The 25,429-nt window shown below is 71.3% G+C and carries 13 protein-coding genes; 1 reads left to right on the top strand and 12 read right to left on the bottom strand.

Going from position 1 to position 25,429, the window contains the following annotated elements; translation table 11 throughout:
• Positions 1 to 11: 11 nt before the first annotated feature.
• The 12 genes from ACF3M1_RS03025 to xerD form a co-directional block, all read right to left on the bottom strand.
• Positions 12 to 476, bottom strand: a complete 465-nt coding sequence (locus ACF3M1_RS03025) for a GspH/FimT family pseudopilin (protein WP_394003817.1) — start codon at positions 474 to 476, stop codon at positions 12 to 14.
• 126 nt (positions 477 to 602) lie between these two features.
• Positions 603 to 1,040, bottom strand: a complete 438-nt coding sequence (gene gspG, locus ACF3M1_RS03020) for a type II secretion system major pseudopilin GspG (RefSeq protein WP_394003815.1) — start codon at positions 1,038 to 1,040, stop codon at positions 603 to 605.
• Between the two features lie 163 nt (positions 1,041 to 1,203).
• On the bottom strand, positions 1,204 to 2,421 hold the full coding sequence (locus tag ACF3M1_RS03015; protein ID WP_394003813.1) for a type II secretion system F family protein: 1,218 nt from the start codon (positions 2,419 to 2,421) through the stop codon (positions 1,204 to 1,206).
• An 80-nt stretch (positions 2,422 to 2,501) separates the two neighbouring features.
• A complete protein-coding gene (locus tag ACF3M1_RS03010; RefSeq protein WP_394003811.1) occupies positions 2,502 to 2,840 on the bottom strand; it encodes a GIY-YIG nuclease family protein in 339 nt (112 codons plus the stop codon).
• 150 nt (positions 2,841 to 2,990) lie between these two features.
• Positions 2,991 to 4,724 (bottom strand): type II secretion system ATPase GspE, encoded by a 1,734-nt coding sequence (gene gspE / locus ACF3M1_RS03005; RefSeq protein WP_394003809.1) that lies wholly within the window; start codon positions 4,722 to 4,724, stop codon positions 2,991 to 2,993.
• Between the two features lie 133 nt (positions 4,725 to 4,857).
• The gene (locus ACF3M1_RS03000) at positions 4,858 to 5,505 is read right to left on the bottom strand and encodes a DUF2242 domain-containing protein (protein ID WP_394003807.1); all 648 of its coding nucleotides are present in this window, start codon (positions 5,503 to 5,505) and stop codon (positions 4,858 to 4,860) included.
• Between the two features lie 107 nt (positions 5,506 to 5,612).
• Entirely contained in the window at positions 5,613 to 6,002 is a 390-nt protein-coding gene (locus tag ACF3M1_RS02995; protein ID WP_394003805.1) for a hypothetical protein, read from the bottom strand.
• A 651-nt stretch (positions 6,003 to 6,653) separates the two neighbouring features.
• Complete coding sequence (locus ACF3M1_RS02990) at positions 6,654 to 8,480, bottom strand: S8 family peptidase (RefSeq protein ID WP_394003803.1); 1,827 nt, start codon at positions 8,478 to 8,480, stop codon at positions 6,654 to 6,656.
• A 135-nt stretch (positions 8,481 to 8,615) separates the two neighbouring features.
• Positions 8,616 to 17,300 (bottom strand): ESPR-type extended signal peptide-containing protein, encoded by an 8,685-nt coding sequence (locus tag ACF3M1_RS02985; RefSeq protein ID WP_394003801.1) that lies wholly within the window; start codon positions 17,298 to 17,300, stop codon positions 8,616 to 8,618.
• 467 nt (positions 17,301 to 17,767) lie between these two features.
• On the bottom strand, positions 17,768 to 21,673 hold the full coding sequence (purL, locus tag ACF3M1_RS02980; RefSeq protein ID WP_394003799.1) for a phosphoribosylformylglycinamidine synthase: 3,906 nt from the start codon (positions 21,671 to 21,673) through the stop codon (positions 17,768 to 17,770).
• Between the two features lie 90 nt (positions 21,674 to 21,763).
• Positions 21,764 to 22,573, bottom strand: coding sequence for a DsbC family protein (locus ACF3M1_RS02975; protein ID WP_394003797.1), 810 nt, complete (start codon positions 22,571 to 22,573; stop codon positions 21,764 to 21,766).
• A 1,073-nt stretch (positions 22,574 to 23,646) separates the two neighbouring features.
• Positions 23,647 to 24,624 (bottom strand): site-specific tyrosine recombinase XerD, encoded by a 978-nt coding sequence (xerD, locus tag ACF3M1_RS02970; RefSeq protein WP_394003795.1) that lies wholly within the window; start codon positions 24,622 to 24,624, stop codon positions 23,647 to 23,649.
• Positions 24,625 to 24,662: 38 nt separating this feature from the next.
• Between xerD and ACF3M1_RS02965 the strand changes: the two genes are divergently transcribed.
• The gene (locus ACF3M1_RS02965) at positions 24,663 to 25,142 is read left to right on the top strand and encodes an RDD family protein (protein ID WP_394003793.1); all 480 of its coding nucleotides are present in this window, start codon (positions 24,663 to 24,665) and stop codon (positions 25,140 to 25,142) included.
• Positions 25,143 to 25,429 lie beyond the last annotated feature (287 nt).

Below are 25,429 nucleotides of genomic sequence, written 5' to 3'. Positions count from 1 at the left end.
GAGGCCTGCGCTCACGGTGGCGTGCCCGCGCGCGCCAGCCGCACTTCGCCGGTCAGCCAGGCCACGTCGATCTGCCACGCGGCGCTGCGCAGCAGCACGCGGATGCGCCCGCCGGTGGCCGCGCCGTCGGCGAAGAACACGATTGCGCCTTCATCCGCGCTGTCCTGGGTCTCGCGCGCGCCGGTGAACTCGATCTCCAGCGCATCGGGAATGGTGCCGTGGCGTCCGTTGGGCGCGCGCCAGGTGCGCGCGGCGGGATCGAGTGCGAACTGCTGCGGCTCACCGGTCGTGATCGCCTGCGCACGGGTGTAGCGCAACTGCGCGGCGAGTTCCTTCGCGGTCGACTGCAACGCGATGCGTTCGAAGCCGCCACCCATCGCGGCTGCGGCCAGCACGCCGGTCACCGCGATCAGGCCGACGACCAGCAGCACTTCCAGCAGCGAGAACCCGCGAACCCGGGCGGCAGGATGGGACATCGGACGCGGCGACTTCCGGAGCGCGGAAACAGCCCGGAATCTAGCATCTTCGCGCGCGCTCACCGCACCACCCCGGGCCGACCGCGCCAGCGCCGCCCACGGCGCGCACGCGCGCGGCGCGACGCCTTACTCGTAGCGGAGGTCGGCGTTGACGCTCTCGCCGCCCGGCTTGCGGTCGGCGCCGAAACTGACGATCTCGAACGGCTGCTGCTCGCCCGGTGCGCGGTACTCGTACGGCATGTTCCAGGGATCGCGCAGTTCAGCCTCCTTGGCATAGGGCCCCAGCCAGCCGCCGGCATCGCCGGGCTGCACGACCAGGTCGCCCAGCGCGTTCGGCAGGCGGCCCGTGTCCATCTCGAACTGATGCACCTTCTCGGCCAGCGTCTGCACCTGCGCCTTGGCGAGGTTCACCCGCGCGCGATCGCCGCCGCCGAGGATGCGGGTCGCGGCGAACGCGACGATGCCGCCGATCAGCACCACGACCAGGATGATCTCGATCAGGCTGAAGCCACCCTGCGCCGTGCGCGGGGAACCGGGAGAACGCGAGCGGAGCGTGGACTGCATCGAGACGGCCTCGTTCGGGGGAATGGCCCGATTGTATGCCGGGCGCGAATGAACCTCGTCCAGCCCGCGCGCCCGGCGGACAGCGCGCGCACGCGCACCGCGTACCGCTCGATTCGGACGCAAGACACGCGTCACACAATCACGGCCCGCCGCCTGCCCTGCGTCAGCCGATCACGCTGGTCAGATCGTAGATCGGCACCAGCACGGCCAGGATCACCACCATCACCACCAAGGCCAGCAGCATCGTGATCGCCGGCACCAGCGCGGCGAGCATGCGGTCGAGCGAGGTGGCGGTCTGCTGGTCGAAGGTGTCGGCGGTCTTGAGCAGCATCGTGTCGAGCGCGCCCGATTCCTCGCCGACCTGGATCATCTGCACCGCCAGCCGCGGATAGCGTTTGCTGCGGCCGAGCGCGCTGGACAGGCCGACACCGTTCCTGACCTCGGCCTCGGCGGCCTCGACGTCCGCGGCCAGCGCGAGATTGCCGAGCACGTTACGGCCGATGCCGAGCGCGGTGATCAGCGGCACGCCGTTGCGCAGCAGCGTGCCCAGCGTGCGCGCGAGCCGCGCGGTTTCGATACGCGCGACCAGCGGCCCGGCGATGCGGCGCTCGAGCAGCCAGGCATCGAAGCGGGCGCGGAACGTCGCGTCGCGCAGCTTCAGCCAGAACACGTAGAACGCGACGATCGGCACCACCAGCAGCAGGATCCACCAGTCGCGCACGAACTCGCCGGCGCCGAGCACGATCTTGGTGAACACCGGGAGTTCGGCGTCCAGGCTGTCGTACATGGCGGCGAACTGCGGCACCACGTAGCCGAGCAGGAACAGCAGCGAGGCGCCGACCATGACGATCAGGATCGCCGGATAGATCAATGCATTGATGACGCGGCCGCGCAGTGCGCGCGCGCGCTCGAGGTAGTCGGCGAGACGCTGCAGCGTCTCTTCGAGGCTGCCGCCCGCCTCGCCGGCGCGCACCATGTTGACGTACAGCCGCGAGAACGTGCCGTGCTGGCGTTCGAGCGCGGTCGACAGCGACACGCCACCGCGCACCGCGTCGCGCAGCTCGGTGATCGTGCGCTTGGCTTCCGGCTCCTCGGGCAGATCGAGCAGGATCGTCAGCGCGCGATCCAGCGGCTGGCCGGCGTTGAGCAGCGTCGCCAGCTGCTGGGTGAACTGCACCAGCCGCTGCCCCGCGAAGGGTCTGGGCTTGAACAGCGCCTTCCAGTCCTCGACCGCCCGCGCCTCGCTGGCCGGCCGCGCCTCGATCGGCAGATGCCCCTGTTCCTGCAGGCGCAACGCGACCTCGGCCTCGCTGGCGGCATCCATCGTGCCGTCGAGCGCTTCACCGCGGGTGTTGAGGGCCTTGTAGCGGTAGAGGGTCATGAGTTTCGCGTTCGTCTAAGGTGGAGCTTTACGTCCATGGATTCCCGCCTTCGCGGGAATGACGAGGCCTGTTCCTAACGTCATTCCCGCGAAGGCGGGAATCCAAGGACGTTAGCGGTTGGGACTTGCTCCGTGATGTCAGGCCAGAGATCACGCCATGACGAATTCGTTTCGTCGATCAGTCGGATCTTCCAAGCTCTGTTCCACTTCTTGATCCGCTTCTCGCGACCGATCGCCGACGCCATCGTCTCGTGCAGCTCGAACCAGACCAGGTGATGGATGGTGTAGCGCGCGCTGAAGCCGTCTACTGCAGACGTCCGATGCTGCCAGACACGCTGCACCAAGTTCGATGTGACGCCGAGATACAAAGTGCCGTTGCGGCCGCTTGCGAGCAGATAGACACAGGGCTGTCTGTCCATGTCCGTGGGCCTCTTCCTTGAGGTGTGGATTCACGCTTGCGCGGGAATGACGACGATTTGCGAAGCGACCGAAACATGTACGCCCCGACCATGCCCCCTCATACCCGCGCAGGCGGGAATCCGGCGAATTTCGTGTCGGCGCGCAGCCCATCACGCGTCCTCCGTCACCCGCAGCACTTCCTCGATCGTCGTCTCGCCGCGCAGCGCCTTGAGGACGCCGTCCTCGTACATCGTGCGCATGCCCGAGTCGCGGGCCAGCTGTTCGAGTTCGCCCATGCCGGCGTGGCGCATCACCGCGCGGCGCAGGGCGTCGTTCATGACCAGGAACTCGACGATCGTGGTGCGGCCGAGATACCCGGTCGGCGCGACGGCCGACGGGCCCGGTCGATACAACACGATCTCGCCGTCGGGTTGAAACCGCCGCAACTCGAAGCGTTCGATCTCCTCGGGCGATGCGGCATAGCGCACGCGATGCGTCGGCTCGAGCTTGCGCACCAGGCGCTGGGCGAGAATGCCGTTGATGGTGGACGTCAGCAGGTAATCCTCGACACCCATGTCGAGCATGCGGGTGATGCCGCCGGCGGCGTTGTTGGTGTGCAGCGTGCTGAGCACGAGATGGCCGGTCAGCGCGGACTGGATCGCGATGCGTGCGGTTTCCAGGTCGCGCATTTCGCCGATCATGATGATGTCCGGGTCCTGGCGCACGATCGAACGCAGCGCGTTGGCGAAATCGAGCCCGATCTGCGGCTTGGCCTGGATCTGGTTGATGCCTTCGATCTGGTACTCGACCGGATCCTCGACGGTGATGATCTTGACGTCCGGCGTATTGAGCTGCGACAGCGCGGTGTAGAGCGTCGTCGTCTTGCCCGAACCCGTGGGGCCGGTGACCAGCAGGATGCCGTGCGGCTGGTCGAGGACCTTGTTGAACTGCGGCAGGAACTCGTCGGTGAAGCCGAGCCGGTAGAAATCGAACACCACCGTCTCGCGGTCGAGCAAACGCATCACCACGCTCTCGCCGTGCGCGGTCGGCACCGTGCTCACGCGCAGGTCGAGTTCCTTGCCCTGCACGCGCAGCATGATGCGACCGTCCTGCGGCAGCCGGCGCTCGGCGATGTTGAGGCGGGCCATGATCTTGATGCGGCTGATCACCGCCGCGGTCAGGTTCACCGGCGGGCTTTCGCCGTCGATCAATACGCCGTCGACGCGATAGCGCACTTTCAACCGGCTCTCGAACGGTTCGATGTGGATGTCGGATGCGCGCAGTTCGACCGCACGCTGGATCACCAGATTCACCAGCCGGATCACCGGCGCCTCGGACGCCAGATCGCGCAGGTGCTCCACGTCGTCGACATCACCGCCGCCGTCGCCATCGGCTGATTCGACGATCGTGCCCATCGCGCTGCGGCCCTGGCCGTACCAGCGCTCGATCAGGTCGTCGATCTCCGAGCGCAGGCCAACGGCCGGTGCGATCTCGCAGCCGGTCGCCAGGCGCACCGCGTCGAGCGCGTAGACATCGAACGGATCGGACATCCACACCTGCAGGCGCCCGCGGTGCTCGCCGATCGGCAGCAGGTGGAACTGGCGCAGGAAGCGCACCGACACCGGCTGCGCACCGTCGACCAGTTCGGGCGGCGCCTCGGGCACGGCCTTGGCGCCGAGCAGTGGCAGGTCGAGTTCGGCGGCGCAGGCCTCGGCGTGGTCGCGTTCGGACACCAGGCCCAGACGGCCGAGCAGCGTCAGCAGGCTGCCGCCGGCCTCGGCATGCAGGCGCTGGGCGCGTGCCAGGTCGACCTCCTTGAGCCGGCCGCTCGCGCGCAATCGCGCGACGATGCGCGCCTCGGGCGCTTCGGGCAACGCATCGGACGCATCGAGCACTGCATTCACGCAGGGCCACTCCATCGACAGCGGAGCGTCGGACTTTAGCAGGCCCGGGCGGGCCGACGATGCGCGCGCAGCAGGTGAGCGCGCCGGGTACGGTGCGTGCTCGCGCCCGGCCTTCGTGTCGCCCGTAACGGGATCAGCGCGGCAGCGGTGTGGCTGCCGACGGCAGCTCGGTGTCCGCGGCTTTCAGGTCCGCCGGCGGCGGATCTTCGCGGCGCATCTCTTCGTCCGACGGCGTGCGGTCGCGCGGGCTCGGCGCCGGCACGTAATAGCCCACGCGCTCGAAGAAGCGCCGATAGAACCCCCGGTCCTGCACGGTGCTGCTGGCGGTGCGCACCAGTGAATCCTCACGGCTGCCGACCGGCAGCGACAGCGAGCCGATGCCGCCGACACCGACGCTGGCGGAGTTGGAACTCTTGCGCAGCACGTAGCGGTCGAGCAGCGCGCTGACGAACAGCAGCGTGCGGTCGTTACCGCGCGACACGCAGGACACGCGCACCGACAGCTGCGTATGCACCTCGTCCTCGGGCTGGAAATTCTTGGTCGCCTCGACCGCATCGTCGCTGGCCTTGCCGACCGCGTAGCCCTGCCCGAGCAGCGCCAGGCGCGCGGACCCGCAGGCCTGGGCGGGCGGCACCTCGTAGATGCGCGAGTAGGTGTCGTCCGAGTCGAAGGACTCGCCCATGAACGGCAGATCGGCGCGCGCGTTGCGGCCGCAACCGGCGAGCAGGGCCACGGCGAGCGGGAGGGCGATCAGAACGGACGCGAAACGGACACGGCGCATGGACAGGAGGTGTCGAAGGAGGAACCCGCCGGATGATACCGGTGGCCGCGCCACGCCTTTCGACGCGGTCTCCACGGGTTCATGGCCCAGCAGGCCGGTGCGCCGCGTCAGTTGATCGCCGGCGGGGGCGCGTTGCGCACGCGGCGCTCGGCCTCGAGCCAGTCGAGATGGGCGGCCAGCGTGCGTCCCTCGGCCTCGGCTTCCGCGCTTGCGGCCGCATCCAGCGCCTTGGATACGGCCAGCCGCGTGCGCACGCCGGCCTGTGCCCGCACGGCCGCGGTGTGGCGCAGCATCGCGATCGCCATTGCGGCGCTGGCCGTGGTCGCGACCGGCGTACCGCCGAGCACCAGGGTCCATTCGCCGTCCTGCAGCAGCGCGCCCGCGAGGACGTGACCCTCGCCATCACGCAACTGGGCGTGCACCGGAGGGGCATCGCCGCGGCGGCGGAACGGGGTCTGCGGCGTGGCACCGCGTCGCGAGCGGGACGGCTTGGGCATGGGCGCGGCGAAGGTCTCGACGGCGGGACAGTATCCCAGATCGTCACCGCGTCACGCGCACGTCCCTGCGAAGCGCGGTCCTCTGCGGCGCCGCTAGCGGCGTTCGCGCCTGCGCGGGTGACACCCATCGATGCGGCGCTGCGCACGCGCACAGCGCCACCGTCATGCCACTGATGCGGGCGGGACGTCGCCCGGTCCGTATCGACGGCACGGCATCCCCGCCACGCGCCCGGCGCTTGCGGAACGCCGCTGTCGCCGCGATGCGAACTCCTTTCCTGAGGCCTGCGCCTGCCGCCATCCGTCGTCCAGCAACCGGCGCGGACCATGTCGGCGAGTACGGCCCTGGCGCATACAGACGCCCCCGACCCGACGCTGTCGCCGACGCGAGGGCGCGAGGGCGCGAAGACCATCCGCCGATCGCCCGGATACCCATTGGGAAGTCCGGCTCGGCAGGCGCCGGCGCGTTTGCCGCGCGTGCCGCCTCGCCAGGCGCCGTGGCGGAGGGCGTGCAATCGAACGGGTGGACGGCGACGTGTCGGCGTTCGCACGCCATGGTGTCCGGCGCGCGCATGCAAAAACACCCACGACCGTCGTCGACGGCCGTGGGTGTGCAGGGCGGGCGTCACGGCCTGCGGCCGCTGGCCCGTCGGGTCAGTTGTGGCGCGCCTGCAGCGTGACGTTGCCGTACGTCCCCGACAGCAGGATGTAGTACGTGCCCGCGGCCGGTGCGTTGATGCGCACGGTTTCCGAGTTGCCCGGACGGATCGAGCGGTAGTCGTAGTCCGATGCCGACGGCACTTCACCACGACTCACGTGCAGCGAGACGTCGCCGCTGCCGCCACTGGTGGTGATGCTCAGCGGACCACTGACGCCGGCCGGCACGTCGATCGCATAGAGCGTGTCGCCACCGGTGCCGGCCAGCCCGCGCACCGGCACCTGGTTGACGACCGGCGTGGCCGGTGGTGCGCATTCCTCGACCGCGGGATCGCAGGGCTCGACCAACGCCGCGTCCAGTGCCGCCCTGGCGTCGAGGATGCCGCTGCCCATCGGGGTCGCGGTGGGAATGGTGACCGGGAACGGACGTGCCGACTCGACCAGCAGGTTACGCAGCTCGGACGGCGTCAGCGCGTCGCGGCCGGCTTCGACCAGTGCGCTCTGCACCATCGCCGCGACGGCGGCGACATGCGGCGACGCCATCGACGTGCCCGCCTTGCCGCCGTAGCTGTAAGTGCCGGCATGCGCCGTGGTACTGGCGGACACGGCCTGCAGGATGAAGCCGTCCCAGCCATCGTTGCCGGTATCCTCGTTGCCGCCGCCACCCGGCGCCGAGAGGTCGATGCGGGCACCGTAGTTGGAGTACGAGGCGCGCCCACCGGTGATCCGCGTCGCGCCCACGGCCACGACGTTGTTGCAGCTGGCCGGGCTGAAGTTGGCGACGTTGGCGTTGCTGTTGCCGGCCGCGGCCACCACCAGGCTGCCGTTCGCCGTCGCGGTGTTCACGGCCTGCTGGGTGATCGAGGGACAGGTCTGCCCGCTGCCCAGGCTGAGGTTGATGACCTCGGCGGGATTGGTATTGGCCGGCACGCCCGGCACGCTGCCGCCCGAGGCCCAGACGATGGCGTCGGCGACGTCCGAGGTGTAGCCGCCGCAGCGACCGAGGGCGCGGATCGGCAGCACCTTCGATTCGTACGCCAGACCGGCGGCGCCGAGCGCGTTGTTGGTGACCTGGGCGACCGTGCCGGCGACGTGGGTGCCGTGCCAGGAACTGTTGCTCACCCGGCACTCGGCCGCATCGGTATTCCAATCGCCGTAGTCGAATGCGCCGGGCACCCGCTCGTCGGTCGGACGACGGGACACGAACGCGTCGCTGATGAAGTCGTAGCCTTCCAGCGTATTGCCGGCCATGTCGGGGTGATCGGGCAGGATGCCGGTGTCGATCACCGCCACCACGATACCGGCGCCACGGTTGACGTCCCATGCCGCGGGCGCGCGCACGCCGCCGGCCTGATTGAAGAAATTCCACTGGTAGGTTGCATACAGCGGATCGTTGGGGGTCAGCAGCGGATACACGCGACGGTCGAGTTCGGCGAACTCGACCGAAGGATCGGCCGCGATTTCGTCGAGCAGGCGCGTCATCTCGGTCTTGTCGAGCCTGCGCGACAGCGTGAACACGTCGGCGCCCACGGCGGAGCGACGCAGATGCTTGGCGCTGGTCTGGACGCTGCCACGTGCGGCGGTCGATCGGACCACGCCGGCGCGGTTCACGGCCGAGCCCATCGAGGCGACTCGGCGCTGCACGTCACGCTCTTCCGCGGTGCCTGCGCGGTACTTCACGATGATCCGGGCACCGCCGTCGATGTCGGCGGGCGCGTGCAGTACAGGGGCCTGCTGCACCGGACCGGCTGCCGCCGCGGCGCCCGTGGCGAGTGCGATCGCGCTGGCGACGGCAAGAGTGATGGGATGCTTGGTCAGACGCATGGAACTCTCCTCAGATTCGATGATGAGCAGTGCTGCTCGTGACACCTGGAATTGCCGGGCTCACAGCCTTGGAGCCGCGACGAACGTCGTATCGCCGCAGCCGCCGCCGATACCGGCGGCGGGCCGCGGATTGCCTCACCAGCCGAAGCCGGCACCCACACCCACGGATTTCTCGTCGCCACTGAGTGCGCCGCCGAAGGTCACCGTCGCGCGGTCGTTGATCGCACGCTGGTAGCCCACCGACAGCGCGCTCTCGCCGCCCTGGAAGCCGACGCCGACACCCACGCGGTTCTGCGTGCGGATGCCCGCGGCACTGGTCGCCATGTTGAGCATCGCCGCGCCCATCGCGCCCTGGCGGTCGATGCGGCGATCGGTGTCGTAGAACCGGCGCTCGACGTCGCCGCGGAAGGTATCGAGGCTTTCGCCCCACGCGGCGAACCTCTGGTCGGTGTACGCGTTCGCCGACGACACCGCCTGGGTGGCCGTGGTGTCGGCGTAGGCGCGCGCGTCGGCGACCCCGGCCTGCACCTGACCCACATTGGCCGCGTCGGTGGCCTGGGTGCCGGCGGCGACATTGGTGACCTGACGCTGGTTGTCGGCCGAGCCCACCGAGACCGTGTTGGCCCGATCGGCGACGGCGTTCTGGCCGATCGCCACGGCGCCTTCGGCCGAGGCGCTGGCGCCCTGGCCGATCGCGGTGGCCGAGGCCGCCGTCACCGACGCGCTCTCGCCGACGGCGACGGCATTGGTCGCGTTGGCGGAGATGCTGGTGTTGGCGCCCAGCGCAGAACTGCCGTCGGCATCGACGCGCGCATTGCTGCCGATCGCGGTGTCGTCGGGGCCGTGCGCATACGCATTGGTGCCGACGGCCGAGCCCGATGCCGCGTTCGCGGTCGCCCCGGAACCGATGGACGTCCCTGCGGTATCTGCTGCCGGTTCGGCGGCTTGCGCCGCTGCCACCGGCGCGGCCTGGGCGGTCGCCACCGCCACGGGGGCGCCTGCCCGCTCCATACCGGACATCCGTATGTCGAGCGTGCCGATCTGCGCATCGAGCGCGCCGAGTGCATCGCCGACGCTGAAGTAGTTCGCGCCTCCGATGCTGTAGGTGGGCGCACTGATCGTGCCGAACGCGGTCACCGTCGCGCCGCCACCGAGCACATCGGCCGCACTCGCCAGCGCCGCGTACATCTGCGACCCGTTGACGGCGTCACGGCTGCCCGACGAGACCGCACCCGCGGCAAGGTTGGTGATGCGCGTGCCCGACGCGCCGTCGAGCGTGACCGTGCTGCGGCTGGCATCGTCGTAGGACACCGCGCCGTCGACGAGATCGGCCACGTCACCGACCGCCGATTCCAGCTGGGCGACGTTGACTGCATCGGTCGCATTGATGCCGGCGGCGAGATTGGTGATCCGGCGCGTCGCCGGATAGCCGCCAGTGCCGGTGCCGTTGCCGATCGAGACGACATTCGCCTCGGGCGCCCGTGCACCCGCGCCCAGCGCCACGCTGTTGACGCCGTTCGCCCAGGCGCTCAGGCCGAGCGCCGTCGCGTTCTGCGCATAGGCGTAGGAGTCGCGGCCCACGGCCGTCGTGCCGACCGCCGTCGCCCAGGCGAACTGGCCGACCGAGGTCGTGTTGTCCGCCGTGGCCCAGGCCGAACCGCCGAGCGCGGTGCTGTTGAGGCCGGTGGCACGCGAGGTGCTGCCGGCCGCCAGGCTGGTCGCGCCGCTCGCACTCGCACCGTTGCCCACCGCGATCGCGTTCAGGCCACTGGCGACGGCGCTGACACCGACCGCGGTCGTGTTGCTGCCCGAGGCCTCGGCGCCGTAGCCGAGCGCGGTCGACAGGAAGCCCGTTGCCTCGCTGTAGCTGCCGGTGGCCGTCGCACCGTCACCGGATGCGATCGAACGGAAGCCGCTGGCCAACGCCTGTTGGCCGGAGGCGTCGGACTCCGCGCCCACGGCCGTCGCGTACGGGCCCGAGGCCTGCGCCGACGTGCCCAGCGCAGAAGCCCCGAGCGCCGATGCGTTGGCCGCTTGACCGACGGCGGTGCTCGATTCGCCGGTGGCCTCGCTGTAGGCGCCGAGCGCCACGGCGTTGTCGGCGTAGGCGGTTGCATTGAAGCCGACCGCGGTCGCGTCCTGTCCGAAGACCTGCGCGCCGCTGCCGTAGGCCGACGCGCCCTGGCCGACGGCGCTGGCGGATTCGCCGGCCGCGGTCGCGTAATCGCCTTCGACGTAAGCGGCGTTGTCGCTGTCCTCGCTGCCGGACGCGGCGAAGTAGCGGTTGTACTGCGTCGCCTGTTCCAGCTGGTCGACATTCACCGCATCCGTCCCTGCCGTACCGGCCGCGACATGGGTGATCTGGCGCTCGTTGTCAGCACTACCCACCGACACGCTGGCGTCGCGATCGGCCAGCGAGCCCTGCCCCAGGGCCACGCTGCCAGCGCCCGAGGCGACGGCATCCGAGCCCAGGGCCAGCGAATCGTCGCCCGATGCGGTGGAGAAATTGCCGAGCGCGGTGCTGTTGAATCCGCTGGCCCAGGCCGCGCCGCCGACGGCGGTCGAATAATCACCCGAGGCTTCGGTGGGGAACAGGTTGAAGAAGCCGGCGCCGCCGCCGACTGCCACGCTGTTGATGCCCGATGCAACGGAGTACGAGCCGATCGCGGTCGAATCCACCCCGCTCGCCGCCGAGGCATAGCCCATGGCCGTCGCCGCATCGCCGGCTGCGGTCGCGACCGCACCGAACGCCGACGACACCTCGCCCGACGCGGTCGCACCGACACCGAAGGCCGAACCGGCGAAGCCGGAGGCATCGGCGCTCGCACCGACCGCGGTGCCGGCCACGCCGGCGCTGGTGGCGGCCGTGTCCACCGGCACGCCGCCGAGGGTCAGCAGCGGATTGCCGTCTTCATCGACCGCGTTGCCGCCGATCGCGACGCTCGCCGCGCCTTCGGCCTGGGCACCGGCACCGAACGCCGCGCTGTTCTGGCCGAAGGCCACCGCGTTGAAGCCGACCGCGGTCGCGTTCTGGCTCTGCGCCAGTGCGCCGCTGCCCACTGCGGTGGCGCCTTGCGCGAAGGCACTGCTGCTGGCGCCCAACGCGGTGCTGTAGTCGCCCTCGGCATAGGCATCCGAGCCGGCGGCGGTGGCGTCGTCGCCGAGCGCGTAGGCCTCGCCTTCGCCCGTTGCACGGAAGTAGCGGTTGCTGGCGGTCGCCTCTTCCAGCTGACCGAGGTTCACCGCATCCGTCGTGTCCGTGCCGGCGGCGACGTTGGTGATCTGGCGCTCGTTGCCGGCGCTGCCGACCGACACGCTGTCGGCGCGATCCGCGATCGAGTCCGCACCCAGGGCCACGCTGTTGGCCGCCGACGCTTCGGAGAAATTGCCGAGCGCCGTGCTGTTGAAGCCCGCCGCCCAGGCCGCGCCGCCGACCGCGGTCGAGTAATCACCCGAGGCCTCGGTCACGAACAGCCCACCGAGCGCACCGCCGACCGCGACGCTGTTGAGACCGGTCGCGGTCGCCGCCTGGCCGACCGCGGTGCTGTAGCTGCCGGCCGCGGTGGAATCGGAGCCCAGCGCGACGCTGCTCGTGCCCGAGGCGGTGCTGGCATTGCCGTAGGCGGAACTGTTGAAGCCGCTGGCCGCGGCGCCGCCGCCGGCCGCCGTGGCGAAATCGCCCGACGCCTCGGCACCGAAGCCGAACGCGGCCGACTCGGCGCCACTGGCGACACTCTCGGCGCCGACCGCGGTCGACGCATCGCCGGTCGCGCTGGAGAACGCGCCCACCGCGGTCGACTCGACCCCGACGGCTTCCGACAGTGCACCGACCGCCGTCGCGCCGTCGCCGTCGCTGACGGCCGCGGCACCGACCGCGGTGCTCGCCAGCCCGGTCGCGGCGCTGTCCGGCCCCACCGCGATCGCGTACTCGCCGTCCGCGGTCGAGTAGGCGCCCAGCGCCAGCGACGCGTCGGACAGCGCGGAGGCGTTGAAGCCGATCGCCGTGGCGTCGGCACCGAGCGCGAAGGCGCCGCTGCCGAACGCGGAAGCCCCGTCGGCACCGGCGTAGGCCGATTCGCCGGCCGCGGTCGCGTAGTCGCCGTCGACCGTCGCCGCGGCATCGCTGTCCGCGCCGCCGCTGGCAGTGAAGTAGCGGTTGGACTGGGTGGCCGATTCCAACTGGCTCAGGTTCACCGCGTCGGTGGCCTGGGTGCCGGCGGCCACGTTGACGATCTGACGCTCGCCGCCCGCAACGCCGACCGAGACCGTGTTCGCGCGGTTGGCGGATGCATTGGCGCCCAGCGCCACGCTGTTGGCGGCGGAGGCGAATGCGCCGAGACCGAGCGCGGTCGAGTTGACACCGGTCGCGAACGAATCCTGGCCGAACGCCGACGCGCCGGCGCCGGTCGCCCAGGCGAACTGGCCCGCGGACGTGGTGTTGGCGGCTGTCGCCCAGGCGTTTTCGCCGAGCGCGGTCGCGTTCGCGCCGGTGGCGCGGCTGTCGCCGCCGACCGCGACACTGCTCGCGCCGGTCGCGGAACTGGTGTTGCCGACGGCGGTGCTGTTGAAGCCGTCCGCCCAGGCCTCGCCGCCCACGGCGGTCGAATAGTCGCCGCTGGCCTCGGTGCCGAAGGCCGTGGCGCCGCCCACCGCCACGCTGTTGATGCCGGTGGCGATGCTGCCCGAGCCCAGCGCGGTGCTGGCGTCGCCGCCGGCGTTCGCACCGTAGCCATAGGCCGATGCGAACGCGCCGCTCGCATCGGAGAAGCCACCGCCGGCGATCGATGCCTGACCCGACGCCACGCTGCCGTAGCCGATCGCCGTGGCCTGGAGGCCGCTGGCGGATGCGGTGTTGCCGACCGCGCTGGCATACGCGCCGGACGCCTGCGCATTCGCACCGAGCGCCGATGCACCCTCCGCATCGGCGACCGCGTTGAAGCCCACTGCCGTGGTCTGGTCGCCCTGCGCGAAGGCGCCGCTGCCGACGGCCGACGCGCCCTCACCGAAGGCATCGCTGGAGGCGCCGAGCGCGGTCGTGTAGTCGCCTTCGGCGTTGGCGTTCGAACCGGCCGCGGTCGCGTCCTCGCCCTGGGCGTAGGCCTCGCCTTCGCCGGTCGCACGAAAGTACTGGCTGTAGGCCGTGGCCTCTTCGAGCTGACCTACGTTCACGGCATCCGTGGTCTCGGTACCGGCGGCAACGTTGGTGATCTGGCGCTCGCTGCCGGCGCTGCCGACCGACACGCTGTCGGCGCGATCGGCGATCGAATCCGCGCCCAGGGCCACGCTGTTGGCGGCCGAGGCTTCGGACAAGTTGCCGACTGCGGTGCTGTTGAAGCCCGCCGCCGACGCCGCGCCGCCGACCGCGGTCGCGTAATCACCCGAGGCCTCGGTGACGAACAGCCCGGCCAGCGCGCCGCCCACGGCGACGCTGTTGAGACCGGTCGCGGTCGCCGCCTGGCCGACTGCGGTGCTGTAGCTGCCGGCCGCGGTGGAATCGGACCCCAGGGCCACGCTGCTCGCGCCCGAGGCGGTGCTGGCGTTGCCGTAGGCGGAGCTGTTGAAGCCGCTGGCCGCGGCATCGCCGCCGGCCGCGGTGGCGAAATCGCCCGAGGCCTCGGCGCGGAAGCCGAATGCCGCCGAGTCGCTGCCGCTGGCGACGCTCTCGGCGCCGACCGCGGTCGATCCGTCACCACTGGCATCGGCGAAGAACCCGACGGCCGTGGCTTCGACCCCGCTGGCGTCGGCCAGCGCACCGCTGGCCAGCGCGCCGTCGCCGCTGGCGACGGCGGCGGCACCGGTCGCCGTCGACAGCTCGCCACTCGCCAGGCTTTCCGCGCCCAGTGCGACGGCGTACTCGCCGCTCGCTTCCGCCTGCGCGCCTGCCGCCACTGCATTGGCCGCCGAGGCCACCGAGTTGAAGCCCAGCGCGGTCGCATTGGTGCCGAGCGCGAAGGCGCCACTGCCGAACGCCGAAGCGCCGGGATCGAGCGCCTGCGCGGCCGAGCCCACCGCGGTGCTGTAGTCGCCGTCGGCGGCCGCACCCGAGCCCGCAGCCAGCGCTTCGGCGCCGGTCACTGCGGCCTCGCCGTCACCACTGGCCTGGAAGTAGCGGCTGGTTTCCTCGGCCACGTCGGCCACGGCGTCGAGCTGGGCGACGTTGACCGCATCGGTCGCATTGATGCCGGCGGCGAGATTGGTGATCCGGCGCGTCGCCGGATAGCCGCCAGTTCCGGTGCCGTTGCCGATGGAGACGACATTCGCCTCGGGCGCCCGTGCGCCCGCACCCAGCGCCACGCTGTTGACGCCGTTCGCCCAGGCACTCAGGCCGAGCGCCGTCGCGTTCTGCGCATAGGCGTAGGAGTCGCGGCCCACCGCCGTCGTGCCGACCGCCGTCGCCCAGGCGAACTGGCCGACCGAGGTCGTGTTGTCCGCCGTGGCCCAGGCCGAACCACCGAGCGCGGTGCTGTTGAGGCCGGTGGCACGCGAGGTGCTACCGGCCGCCAGGCTGGTCGCGCCGCTCGCACTCGCACCGTTTCCGACCGCGATCGCATTTGCGCCGCTGGCGATCGCATTGTTGCCGGCGGCCAGTGCATTGGCACCGCTGGCGGCCGCACCCACACCGACCGCCGTGGTGTTGCTGCCCGAGGCGTCGGCGCCGTAGCCCAGTGCGGTCGACAGGAAGCCGGTCGCTTCGCTGTAGCTGCCGGTGGCCGTCGCACCGTCACCGGATGCGATCGAGCGCAGGCCGCTGGCCAGCGCCTGCTGGCCGGAGGCGTTCGATTCGGCGCCCACGGCCGTCGCATACGGGCCCGACGCCTGGGCCGAGGTGCCCAGGGCGGACGCACCCTCCGCATCGGCGACCGCATTGAAGCCCAGCGCCGTGGTGCGGTCGCCCTGCGCGAAGGCGCCGCTGCCGACGGCCGAGGCACCCTCACCGAAGGCATCGCTCGAGGCGCCGAGCGCCGTGGCGTAGTCGCCTTCGGCGTTGGCGTTGGAGCCCGACGCGGTCGCGTCCTCGCCCTGCGCATAGGCCTCGCCGTCGCCGGTCGCGCGGAAATAGCGGGTGTCGGCGGTGGCCTCTTCGAGCTGGCCGAGGTTCACGGCATCCGTGGCCTCGGTACCGGCGGCGACGTGGGTGATCTGGCGTTCGCTGCCGGCGCTGCCGACCGAGACGCTGTCGGCGCGATCGGCGATCGAATCCGCGCCGAGTGCCACGCTGTTGGCGGCCGAGGCTTCGGAGAAGTTGCCGACTGCCGTGCTGTTGAAGCCCGCCGCCGAGGCCGCACCGCCGACCGCGGTCGCGTAGTCGCCCGAGGCCTCGGTGGCGAACAGCCCACCGAGGGCGCCGCCCACCGCGACGCTGTTGAGGCCGCTGGCCTGCGCAGCCTGGCCGACCGCCGTGCTCGTCGCCCCCGTGGCCGCACTGTCCGCGCCCAGCGCGACGCTGCTCGCGCCCGAGGCGGTGCTGGCGTTGCCGTAGGCGGAACTGTTGATGCCGGTCGCCGCGGCGCCGCCGCCGGCGGCCGTCGCGTAGTCGCCCGAGGCTTCGGCGAGAAATCCGAACGCGGCGGCTTCGGCGCCACTGGCGACGCTTTCGGCGCCGACTGCGGTCGCGGCCTCGCCCGAGGCGTCGGCCGCGAAGCCCACGGCGCTTGCTTCCAGTCCACTGGCCGAAGCGCCCGCGCCGCTGGCCAGCGCGCCGTCACCCGTCGCGACGCTCGCCGCGCCCACCGCCACCGCGAATTCGCCACTGGCTTCGGCGCGTGCGCCGGCGGCCAGAGAATTCGCGGCCGACGCCACGGCGTTGAAGCCGGCAGCGGTCGCGTTCTCGCCGATCGCGAAGGCGCCACTGCCCATGGCCGAGGCGCCGCTGCCCACGGCCTGCGCCGAGGCACCGACGGCCGTGGCGTAGTCGCCCTCGGCGGCCGCGCCGGAACCGGCCGCCACCGCGTCGTCGCCGATCACCTCGGCCTCGCCGTCACCACTGGCCTGGAAATAGCGGCTGGTTTCCTCGGCCACATCGGCCACGGCGTCGAGCTGGGCGACGTTGACCGCGTCGTTCGCATTGACGCCGGCCGCGAGATTCGTGATCCGGCGCGTCGCCGGCGCACCACCGGCGCCGGTGCCGTTGCCGAGCGAGACCGTGTCGGCCTGGCTGGCGATCGCGCCATGGCCGATCGCCACCGCATTGGTGGCCGGCGCCTGCACGATCGCCGCCCGGCCCAGCGCCACGCCGCCGGTCGCCAGCGCCTGCGACGTGAAGCCGACCGCCGTGCTCTGCTGGGCACCGGCACGGGCGTTGGAGCCCAGGGCCGTCGCGCCGGTCTGCTGGGCATTGGCGCCCGCGCCCGCCGCGGTCGCGTTGGCCGCCGTGGCGCGCGCATTCGCACCCACCGCGCTCGCACTGGTCGCCGTCGCCTGGGCCGATGCGCCCAGGCCCAGGGTGTTGGGCGCGGACGCGGTGGCCGCCGCACCGACGGCGACGGCCTGGGCGCCCGTCGCCCGGGCTTCGGCACCGATCGCGACCGCGTTGACCCCGCTCGCGACCGCGCTGCCGTCGACGGCGCAGCGGTCGATCAGCGGCCATTCCGCCACGATGCACGGCCCGCTGTCGCCGATCGCGACCGACTGGGCGAACGCACCCGGCGTGGCCAGCCCGAACAGCACGACACCCAGCGCCACCGGAAGCCCGGCGCGCATCTGGCCCGACACGGTCCCCACGCCCACGCTGCCACCGACGCTGTCGCCCGACGCGAATTCCGACGCGACGACGAGCTGACCGAGTGCCTTGTTCCAGACCTTGCGATAGATGCGATTCATCGAATTCGATTCCTTGTCTCGTGTGGCGGGGCGGCGTGCGTGACCGGCATCCCACTTCCGGGGTGCGCGCGTGGGACGGGCGAGCGGCGTGCAGGGGATGGCCGGCAGGCGACGGGAATCCGTCGCGCAAAACCTGCGGTATCGCAGAATCCGGCCAAACTGAACATCCCCCAACTGAAACGCCGTCTGCCGATACTCGGTCTGACACGTCGCGTCAGTCAATACCCATTCGCGCGTTCAGACGAAGAACAGATCGCGGCAGCAATTGCCGGTATTGGTCACATCGATGAATGGATGTCAGGAATCCGACGCGGAATTCAGGGGCTTTACGGGGAGGTTTTCTCCGATCGCGGCCACATAGAGCGCCGCCCGTAGACGCTTTATCAATAGTCAATGGCTATCGTAAAAATGCGCGCAAAAAAAGGCCCGCGCATGGCGGGCCTGTTGGATCGGAGGTGCTGTCGACGTCAGCCGATGGCGCGCCGTGCATTCCGGAACATGCGCATCCACGGGCTGTCGTCGGGCCACCCCTGCGGCGCCCAGCTGAGGTTGGCCGTGCGCAGCGTGCGCTCGGGATGCGGCATCAGGATCGTGGCCCGGCCGTCGCGCGAGGTCAGGCCGGCGATCGCCCCGTCCGAGCCGTTCGGATTGGCCGGATAGGCGGTGGCCGACGCGCCATCGCCGTCGACATAGCGCAGCGCGACCTGGGCCGCGGCGCGGTCGGCGTCGTTGTCGAACCGCACCCGGCCCTCGCCATGGGCGATGGCCACCGGAATGCGCGAGCCCGCCATGCCGGCGAAGAACAGCGAGGGCGAGTCGTCCACCTCGAGCAGGCCGAAGCGGGCTTCGAACTGCTCGCTGCGGTTGCGCAGCAGACGCGGCCAGTGCGCGGCGCCGGGGATGATCTCCCGCAACTGGGACAGCATCTGGCAGCCGTTGCACACGCCCAGCGAGAACGTGTCCTCGCGCGCGAAGAACGCCGCGAACGCATCGCGCAGCGCGCGGCGCTCCAGGACCGACGTGGCCCAGCCGCGACCGGCGCCCAGCACGTCGCCGTAGCTGAAGCCGCCGCAGGCGACCAGCCCCTGCATCGACGCGAGATCCGCGCGCCCTGCGATCAGATCGCTCATGTGCACGTCGATCGCGGCGAAGCCGGCGCGGTCGAAGGCCGCCGCCATCTCGATCTGGCCGTTGACGCCCTGCTCGCGCAGGATCGCCACCCTTGGACGCGCGCCCGTCAATACGAACGGTGCGGCGACATCCTCGGCCGGATCGAAGGTCAGCACCGGCTTGAGTCCCGGTGCGGCGAAATCGCGCGCCGCGACCCGCTCTTCCTCGGCGCTCTCGGGGTTGTCGCGCAGCGCCTGCATCGCGTGTGTCACCGACCACCAGGCGTCGAACAGCGTGTCCCAGTTCCACTCGGCGAGCCGCTCGTCGCCGTCGTGCACCCGGATCCGCGGCGCGCTGGTGGGCCTTGCGATGCGTTGCGCGCATTCGATCAGGCCATGGCGCGAGACGAGATCGGCAAACTCCGCGCGATCCTCGGCGGCGATCTGCACCACCGCGCCGAGTTCCTCGGAAAACAGCGTGCGCACCGCGTCACGGCCGCGGTCGTCGCCCCAGCCTTCGAGATCGATGTCGAGGCCGAGGTGCGAGCAGAACGCCATCTCGCACAGCGTGGCGAACGCGCCGCCGTCGGACCGGTCGTGATACGCGAGCAGCAGACCGGCCTGGCGCGCATCGCAGATCAGCTCGAAGAACGCCTTGAGCCGGCTGCCGTCGTCCACGTCGGGGCAGGCGCCGCCGAACGCGCCGAAACACTGCGCGAGCACCGAGCCGCCGATGCGCTGCTTGCCGGCGCCCAGGCCGATCAGCCACAGCTCGGTGTCGGGTTCACCCGACAGCAGCGGCGTCAGCTGGGTGCGCACATCGGGCACCGGCGCGAACGCGCTGATGACCAGCGACACCGGGGACACCACCTTGTGGGCCACGCCGTCGGACTGCCACTGCGCCTGCATCGACAGCGAATCCTTGCCGACCGGAATCGACAGGTCCAGCGACGGGCACAGGTCCATCGCGATCGCACGGACCGCGTCGAACAGCCGCGCTTCCTCGCCCGCATGCCCCGCGGCGGCCATCCAGTTCGCGGACAGCTTCACGCGGTGCAGGGTCTCGACGGGCGCGGCGCACAGGTTGGTGATCGCCTCGCCGACGGCCATGCGCGCGGCCGCGGCCGAATCGAGCAGCGCCAGCGGCGTGCGTTCGCCGATCGCCATCGCCTCGCCGGTGAAACCGTCGAAGCCCGACAGCGTAATCGCGCAGTCGGCGACCGGCAGTTGCCATGGGCCGACCATCTGGTCGCGCGCGGTCAGACCGCCGACGCTGCGGTCGCCGATGGTGACCAGGAACGACTTGGCGGCGACGGTCGGGTGCGCGAGCACGCGCAGGCCGGCCTCGTACAGATCGATCTCGCGCGTCGCCAGCGTCGGCCAGCGATGCGCGGAGAGGCGCTCGGCGTCGCGATGCATCTTCGGCGGTTTGCCGAACAGCACGTCCATCGGCAGATCGATCGGGTGAGGCCCGGTGTGCTCCGTCGGGCTGGATGTCCCGTCCGCCGCGAGCACGCCGTAGCCGACCGTCAGGTGCTCGTCGGCCGTCGCCACACCGACCACCGCGAACGGGCAGCGCTCGCGCGCGCACAGCGCGGTGAAGTCGGCCACGCGGTCCTGCGGGATGCCGAGCACATAGCGCTCCTGCGATTCGTTGCACCACAGCTGCATCGGCGACAGCGACGGATCGTCGCTGGGCACGCGGCCCAGATCGATGATTCCGCCGACGCCCGAGTCGTGCAGCAGTTCGGGAATCGCGTTCGACAGGCCGCCTGCGCCGACATCGTGGAACCACAGGATCGGATTGCGCTCGCCCAGCGCCACGCAGCGGTCGATGACCTCCTGGCAGCGGCGCTCCATTTCCGGGTTGTCGCGCTGCACGCTGGCGAAATCCAGGTCCTCGGCGCTCTCGCCCGACGCCACCGAACTCGCCGCGCCGCCGCCCAGGCCGATCAGCATCGCCGGGCCGCCGAGCACGACGACCGCGTCGCCCGGCGACAGCGTCTTCTTCTCGACCATCGCGCGATCCATCGCGCCGAGGCCGCCGGCGAGCATGATCGGCTTGTCGTAGCCGCGGACCAGGCCGTCGTCGCCTTCCGGCAGTTCGAAGCTGCGGAAGTAGCCGAGCAGGTTCGGCCGGCCGAATTCGTTGTTGAACGCGGCGCCGCCGAGCGGGCCGTCGAGCATGATCTCGAGCGCCGGCGCCATGCGCGGATTCAGCGCGCGCGGCGCCTCCCACGGCTGCGGCAGCGTCGGGATGCGCAGATGCGAGACCGTGAAGCCGGTCAGGCCGGCCTTGGGCTTGCCGCCGCGACCGGTGGCGCCCTCGTCGCGGATCTCGCCACCGGCACCGGTGGCCGCGCCCGCGAACGGCGAGATCGCGGTCGGGTGGTTGTGGGTCTCGACCTTGATGCAGAACGCGCTGTCGATCAGCGGTTCGCTGCGGTACTCGAACGACACCGGATCGGGCCGGAAGCGGCGGGCGGAATAGCCCTCGACGACCGCCGCGTTGTCGCTGTACGCCGACAGCGTGTGCTCGGGCGTCTGCGCATGCGTGTGCCGGATCATCCGGAACAACGACTGCGGCTGCGGCTCGCCGTCGATGGTCCACGAGGCGTTGAAGATCTTGTGCCGGCAGTGCTCGGAATTGGCCTGCGCGAACATCATCAGCTCGACGTCGGCCGGATCGCGGCCGAGCGCGCCGAAGCGCTCGCGCAAGTAAGCGATCTCGTCGTCAGCCAGGGCCAAGCCCAGACGCGCATTCGCGGCATCGAGGGCGTCGAGCGCGATGCGCTCGACGTCGCCGCGCGGCGGCACCGCGAACAGCGCATCGGCGTCGGCGACGTCGTCGAGCAGCGACTGGGTCATCGGGTCGTGCAGCTGCTTGGCGACCGCGGCCGCGGCGCCGGCGTCGTCCGGCCATCCACCCAGATCGATGCGCAGGCCCCGTTCCACGCGCCGCACCGGCAGGCCGGCGCCGCGCAGCAGTTCGGTCGACTTGCTGGCCCACGGCGAGATCGTGCCCAGACGCGGCGACACGAAGCGCGAGACCACCCCGTCCGCCGGCGGCGACACCGGGCCGGCATCCACGTCCAGGATGCGGCGCAGCGTGGCGTCGTCGGGCACCTGCCCGGGCTCGGCCTCGACGAAGTAGACGTGCCAGGCGTCCACGATCCGGAGACCGGGCGCCACTGCGCGAAGACGCGCTTCAAGCCGTTCGCGGCGGAACGGCGACAGGGCCTGCTGGCCCTCGAGGACGATCATGTCCGGGGAAACCGTATTTCAGGGCCGGCCATTGTAGCCAATGGCCGGCGCCGCCGCCCCGACGGCGGCTGTACGCGACGCGGGGCGGCCTCAGCGGCTGCCGCCGCCCTCGGCTTCGAGCCGCTGCAGCGCTGACAGCAACGCGTCCGGCGGCATGTAGCCCGGCATCTGGGTGCCGTCCTCGGCCACGATCATCGGCGTGCCGGTCAGGCCGGCGCGCTGGCCCAGCGCGTAATGCGCGCCCACCGGGTTCTCGCAGGTCTTCGGCGGCACGCGGCGGCCGGACTTGGCGTCGGTCAGCGCCTGGCGGCGGTCGTCGGCGCACCAGACCGATTCCATCAGGCGGAAATCGTCGCTGCCCGGGCCCATGCGCGGATAGGCCAGGTACTCGATGGCGATACCGAGCTTGTTGTAGTCGGCCACTTCCTCGTGCAGACGCCGGCAGTAGCCGCACTCGACGTCGGTGAACACCGAGACCGTGTACTTGGGATTGGCCGGCGCGAAGATGATGCGCTGGTCCTCAGGCACTTCGGACAGCAGTCGCTTGCGCAGCAGCGACAGGCCGGCCTGGCTGAGGTCACGCTTCTCTTCGGCGTCGAACAGGCTGCCCTGCAGCACGTACCGCCCGTCGTCGCTGACGTAGAGCACCTGGCCCGACACGATGACTTCCTGGAAACCCGGCAGTGGCGCGTCGGAGACGCTTTCGATGCCGACCCGCGGATTGATCGACAGGATCGCATTGCGCGCGTTCGCGGCCGGCGTGCCCGGCGATGCGTTCTCGGCCGCAGTGACGGCGCCGGTCGCGGATTCGGCCGCCGGCGTGACCTCGGGCGAGCTGGTGCCCTGGGCGCAGGCGGACAGGCTGAAGGCACTGAACAGCGCGAACACGTATCGCTTCATCGATTCTGGCGACCAAGGGCGGAGGGACCTCCGGGGCCGGCAATTCTGGCACGAAGCGGCAACGCGGTCCGGGACGTCCCTCCGGGCCCCGGACACCGTTCATGGCGCGCGCTTCGTTTCCGGCGACGGCGCGTCGTCTGCTGGGCATCTGCGTTGGGGCGATCGGCTGCGCCGGCTTCGGGGAGCACGGGAAGCGCTCGGCGCACCCGCGCGGTGGCTGTCGAGGTGCTGTGGGCTGGGCAGGTTCTGCGCTCGTGCGGCCGCGCGTCGCACGCGAGGCGTGCGCGAGGCGTCCGCGCGTGCGGTCAGCGTCGATGCGCTATCGGCGCGTCGGTTCAACGCCCGCCCGGCCTCGCGAAGCACGCGAGGCGTTCGGCGCACCCGCGCGGTCGGCGTCGACCTAATGCTGATTCGTTGATACATCGCCCGTCCGGCCCGGCGAAGCACGCCGGGCGTTCGCGCGTGCGCGGTCGGCGTCGATGCGCTGTCGGCTCGTCTTTTCAGCGCCCGCCCGGCCTCGCGAAGCACGCGAGGCGTTCGGCGCACCCGCGCGGTCGGCGTCGACCTAATGCTGATTCGTTGATGCATCGCCCGTCCGGCCCGGCGAAGCACGCCGGGCGTTCGCGCGTGCGCGGTCGGCGTCGATGCGCTGTCGGCTCGTCTTTTCAGCGCCCGCCCGGCCTCGCGAAGCACGCGAGGCGTTCGGCGCACCCGCGCGGTCGGCGTCGACCTAATGCTGATTCGTTGATGCATCGCCCGTCCGGCCCGGCGAAGCACGCCGGGCGTTCGCGCGTGCGCGGTCGGCGTCGATGCGCTGTCGGCTCGTCTTTTCAGCGCCCGCCCGGCCTCGCGAAGCACGCGAGGCGTTCGGCGCACCCGCGCGGTCGGCGTCGACCTAATGCTGATTCGTTGATGCATCGCCCGTCCGGCCCGGCGAAGCACGCCGGGCGTTCGCGCGTGCGCGGTGGGCGTCGATGCGCTGTCGGCTCGTCTTTTCAGCGCCCGCCCGGCCTCGCGAAGCACGCGAGGCGTTCGGCGCACCCGCGCGGCAGTGCCGCGCGAGCGGGTGCGCCTCACCCCCTCGGGTGGTGGGTGGCGTGGAGGCGCTTGAGCTGTTCGCGGGCGACCAGGGTGTAGATCTGGGTCGTCGACAGCGAGCTGTGGCCGAGCAGCATCTGCAGCGCGCGCAGGTCGGCGCCGTGATTGAGCAGATGGGTGGCGAAGCTGTGGCGCAGGCCATGCGGGCTGATCCGCGCGGCGTCGATACCGGCGACAACGGCGTAGCGTTTCACCAGCCCCCAGAACTGCTGCCGCGTCGGCGCGACCCGCCGAGCCGTCACGAACAGCGGCGTGTCCCCGTGCACACCGCCCGGCGGAGAACGCCCACCGGTCAGCACCGGCCTCGCGTCGTCCAGATACCGCTGCAGCCAGTGCTGAGCCTCTTCGCCCAGCGGCACCAGCCGGGTGCGGCCGCCCTTGCCGGTCACACGCAGGGCGCCCTGGCGGAGATTGACGCCGTTGGCGGGCAGCTGGGTCAGCTCGCTGACGCGCAGGCCGCAGGCGTACATCAGTTCGAGCATCGTGCGGTCGCGCAGGCCCTCCGGGGTGGCGACGTCGGGGGCGCCGAGCAAGGCCTCGATCTGCGATTCGCTCAGCGCTTTCGGCAGCGAGCGCGGCAGCTTCGGCGGGTCGAGCAGCGCGGTCGGGTTGTCGACCCGGCCGTGGCGGCGTTGGCGATCGGCATAGAACACGCGCAGCGCCGACAGCAGGCGGGCATTGCTGCGCGGCGACCAGCCCTGGCGGGTGCGCCAGGCCAGATGTTCGAACAGCGCCGTGCGGTCGGCATGCGCGATGCCGCCATCGCGCCCGTCGCGCCAGCGCGCCAGCCCTTCCAGATCGCGCCGGTAGGCGGCGGCGGTCTGGGTGGCGATGCCGGTGTCGGCCCAGAATGCGTCGAGAAAGCCCTCGATCGCCGCACGGTCGTCGTCTCGCAGCGGCGGCAGTGCGGTCGCGAGCGCGCGGCGGTCGGCAGGCGTGGTGGCGATCGACATACGGGCAAGCTTAGCCGCAGCGCCGCTATGCTTCCGCGATGTCGACGCCTCCCGCCCATGCCGATGCGCACCCGCCGTGGATCGGCCGGCGCCTGCTCGCGCTGCTCTACGATCTGTGGCCGGCGATGGCGCTGTGGCTGCTGCTGTCGGCCCTGTTCACCACCGGCTACACGCTGCTCGGCCGGCACGACCCGCACGAGAACATCGCGCCACTGAGCGGGCTGCAGTGGTTGCTGTGGTTGTGCTGCTGGGGCGTCACCGGCCTGTATGCGGTGGCGAGCTGGCGGCACGGCGGCCAGACGCTGGGCATGCGCCCCTGGCGACTGCGCGTGCGTCGCCTGGACGGCGGTCGCGCCTCGACGGGTGCCCTGTGGCTGCGCTTCGCGGTGGCCACGGTGTCACTGTGCGCGGGCGGTCTCGGGTTCTGGTGGGCCTGGATCGATCGCGACCGGCTCACCTGGCATGACCGCGCCAGCGGCACGCGAGTGCTGCGCGAGGCCGGACGGGCCGACGACTGAAGGTGAGGCTCGCGGCGCAGGCCTGACGCGCGCGAGCCGATGAGCGGCTGCGGGGTCTGGCGCCGTTCGCGGCACACCCCGGCATCGTTCCGCGGACGCGGGAATCCGTCCGGATGGGCGTTCGGCGCCGGATGCTCGCGCCCTGACGGGATCGGAACATGTCGAGGCTGGTGCACAACGCCGCTCGACTCGGCGCAGGCCGGCCCTGTGAGCGCCGGCGCGAGCGCGACGATGGCTGTGTCCGGACCGGTTGATCGCGGTCGGGGCTTCGATCTTGGACCGCGTCC

Origin of the sequence: Luteimonas sp. WGS1318 (assembly GCF_043187535.1) — a bacterium.
Taxonomy (GTDB): Bacteria; Pseudomonadota; Gammaproteobacteria; order Xanthomonadales; family Xanthomonadaceae; genus Luteimonas.
The sequence above is the reverse complement of the archived record's forward strand: the minus strand, read 5'-3'. Positions and strand labels throughout refer to the sequence as shown.

Coding starts and splice junctions, on each gene's coding strand:
- ACF3M1_RS03015 (WP_394003813.1), bottom strand. CDS start 2,421: ATGACCCTCTACCGCTACAAGGCCCTCAACACCCGCGGTGAAGCGCTC.
- ACF3M1_RS02985 (WP_394003801.1), bottom strand. CDS start 17,300: ATGAATCGCATCTATCGCAAGGTCTGGAACAAGGCACTCGGTCAGCTC.
- ACF3M1_RS03025 (WP_394003817.1), bottom strand. CDS start 476: ATGTCCCATCCTGCCGCCCGGGTTCGCGGGTTCTCGCTGCTGGAAGTG.
- ACF3M1_RS02995 (WP_394003805.1), bottom strand. CDS start 6,002: ATGCCCAAGCCGTCCCGCTCGCGACGCGGTGCCACGCCGCAGACCCCG.
- ACF3M1_RS02975 (WP_394003797.1), bottom strand. CDS start 22,573: ATGAAGCGATACGTGTTCGCGCTGTTCAGTGCCTTCAGCCTGTCCGCC.
- purL (WP_394003799.1), bottom strand. CDS start 21,673: ATGATCGTCCTCGAGGGCCAGCAGGCCCTGTCGCCGTTCCGCCGCGAA.
- ACF3M1_RS02965 (WP_394003793.1), top strand. CDS start 24,663: ATGTCGACGCCTCCCGCCCATGCCGATGCGCACCCGCCGTGGATCGGC.
- gspG (WP_394003815.1), bottom strand. CDS start 1,040: ATGCAGTCCACGCTCCGCTCGCGTTCTCCCGGTTCCCCGCGCACGGCG.
- ACF3M1_RS02990 (WP_394003803.1), bottom strand. CDS start 8,480: ATGCGTCTGACCAAGCATCCCATCACTCTTGCCGTCGCCAGCGCGATC.
- ACF3M1_RS03000 (WP_394003807.1), bottom strand. CDS start 5,505: ATGCGCCGTGTCCGTTTCGCGTCCGTTCTGATCGCCCTCCCGCTCGCC.
- xerD (WP_394003795.1), bottom strand. CDS start 24,624: ATGTCGATCGCCACCACGCCTGCCGACCGCCGCGCGCTCGCGACCGCA.
- ACF3M1_RS03010 (WP_394003811.1), bottom strand. CDS start 2,840: ATGGACAGACAGCCCTGTGTCTATCTGCTCGCAAGCGGCCGCAACGGC.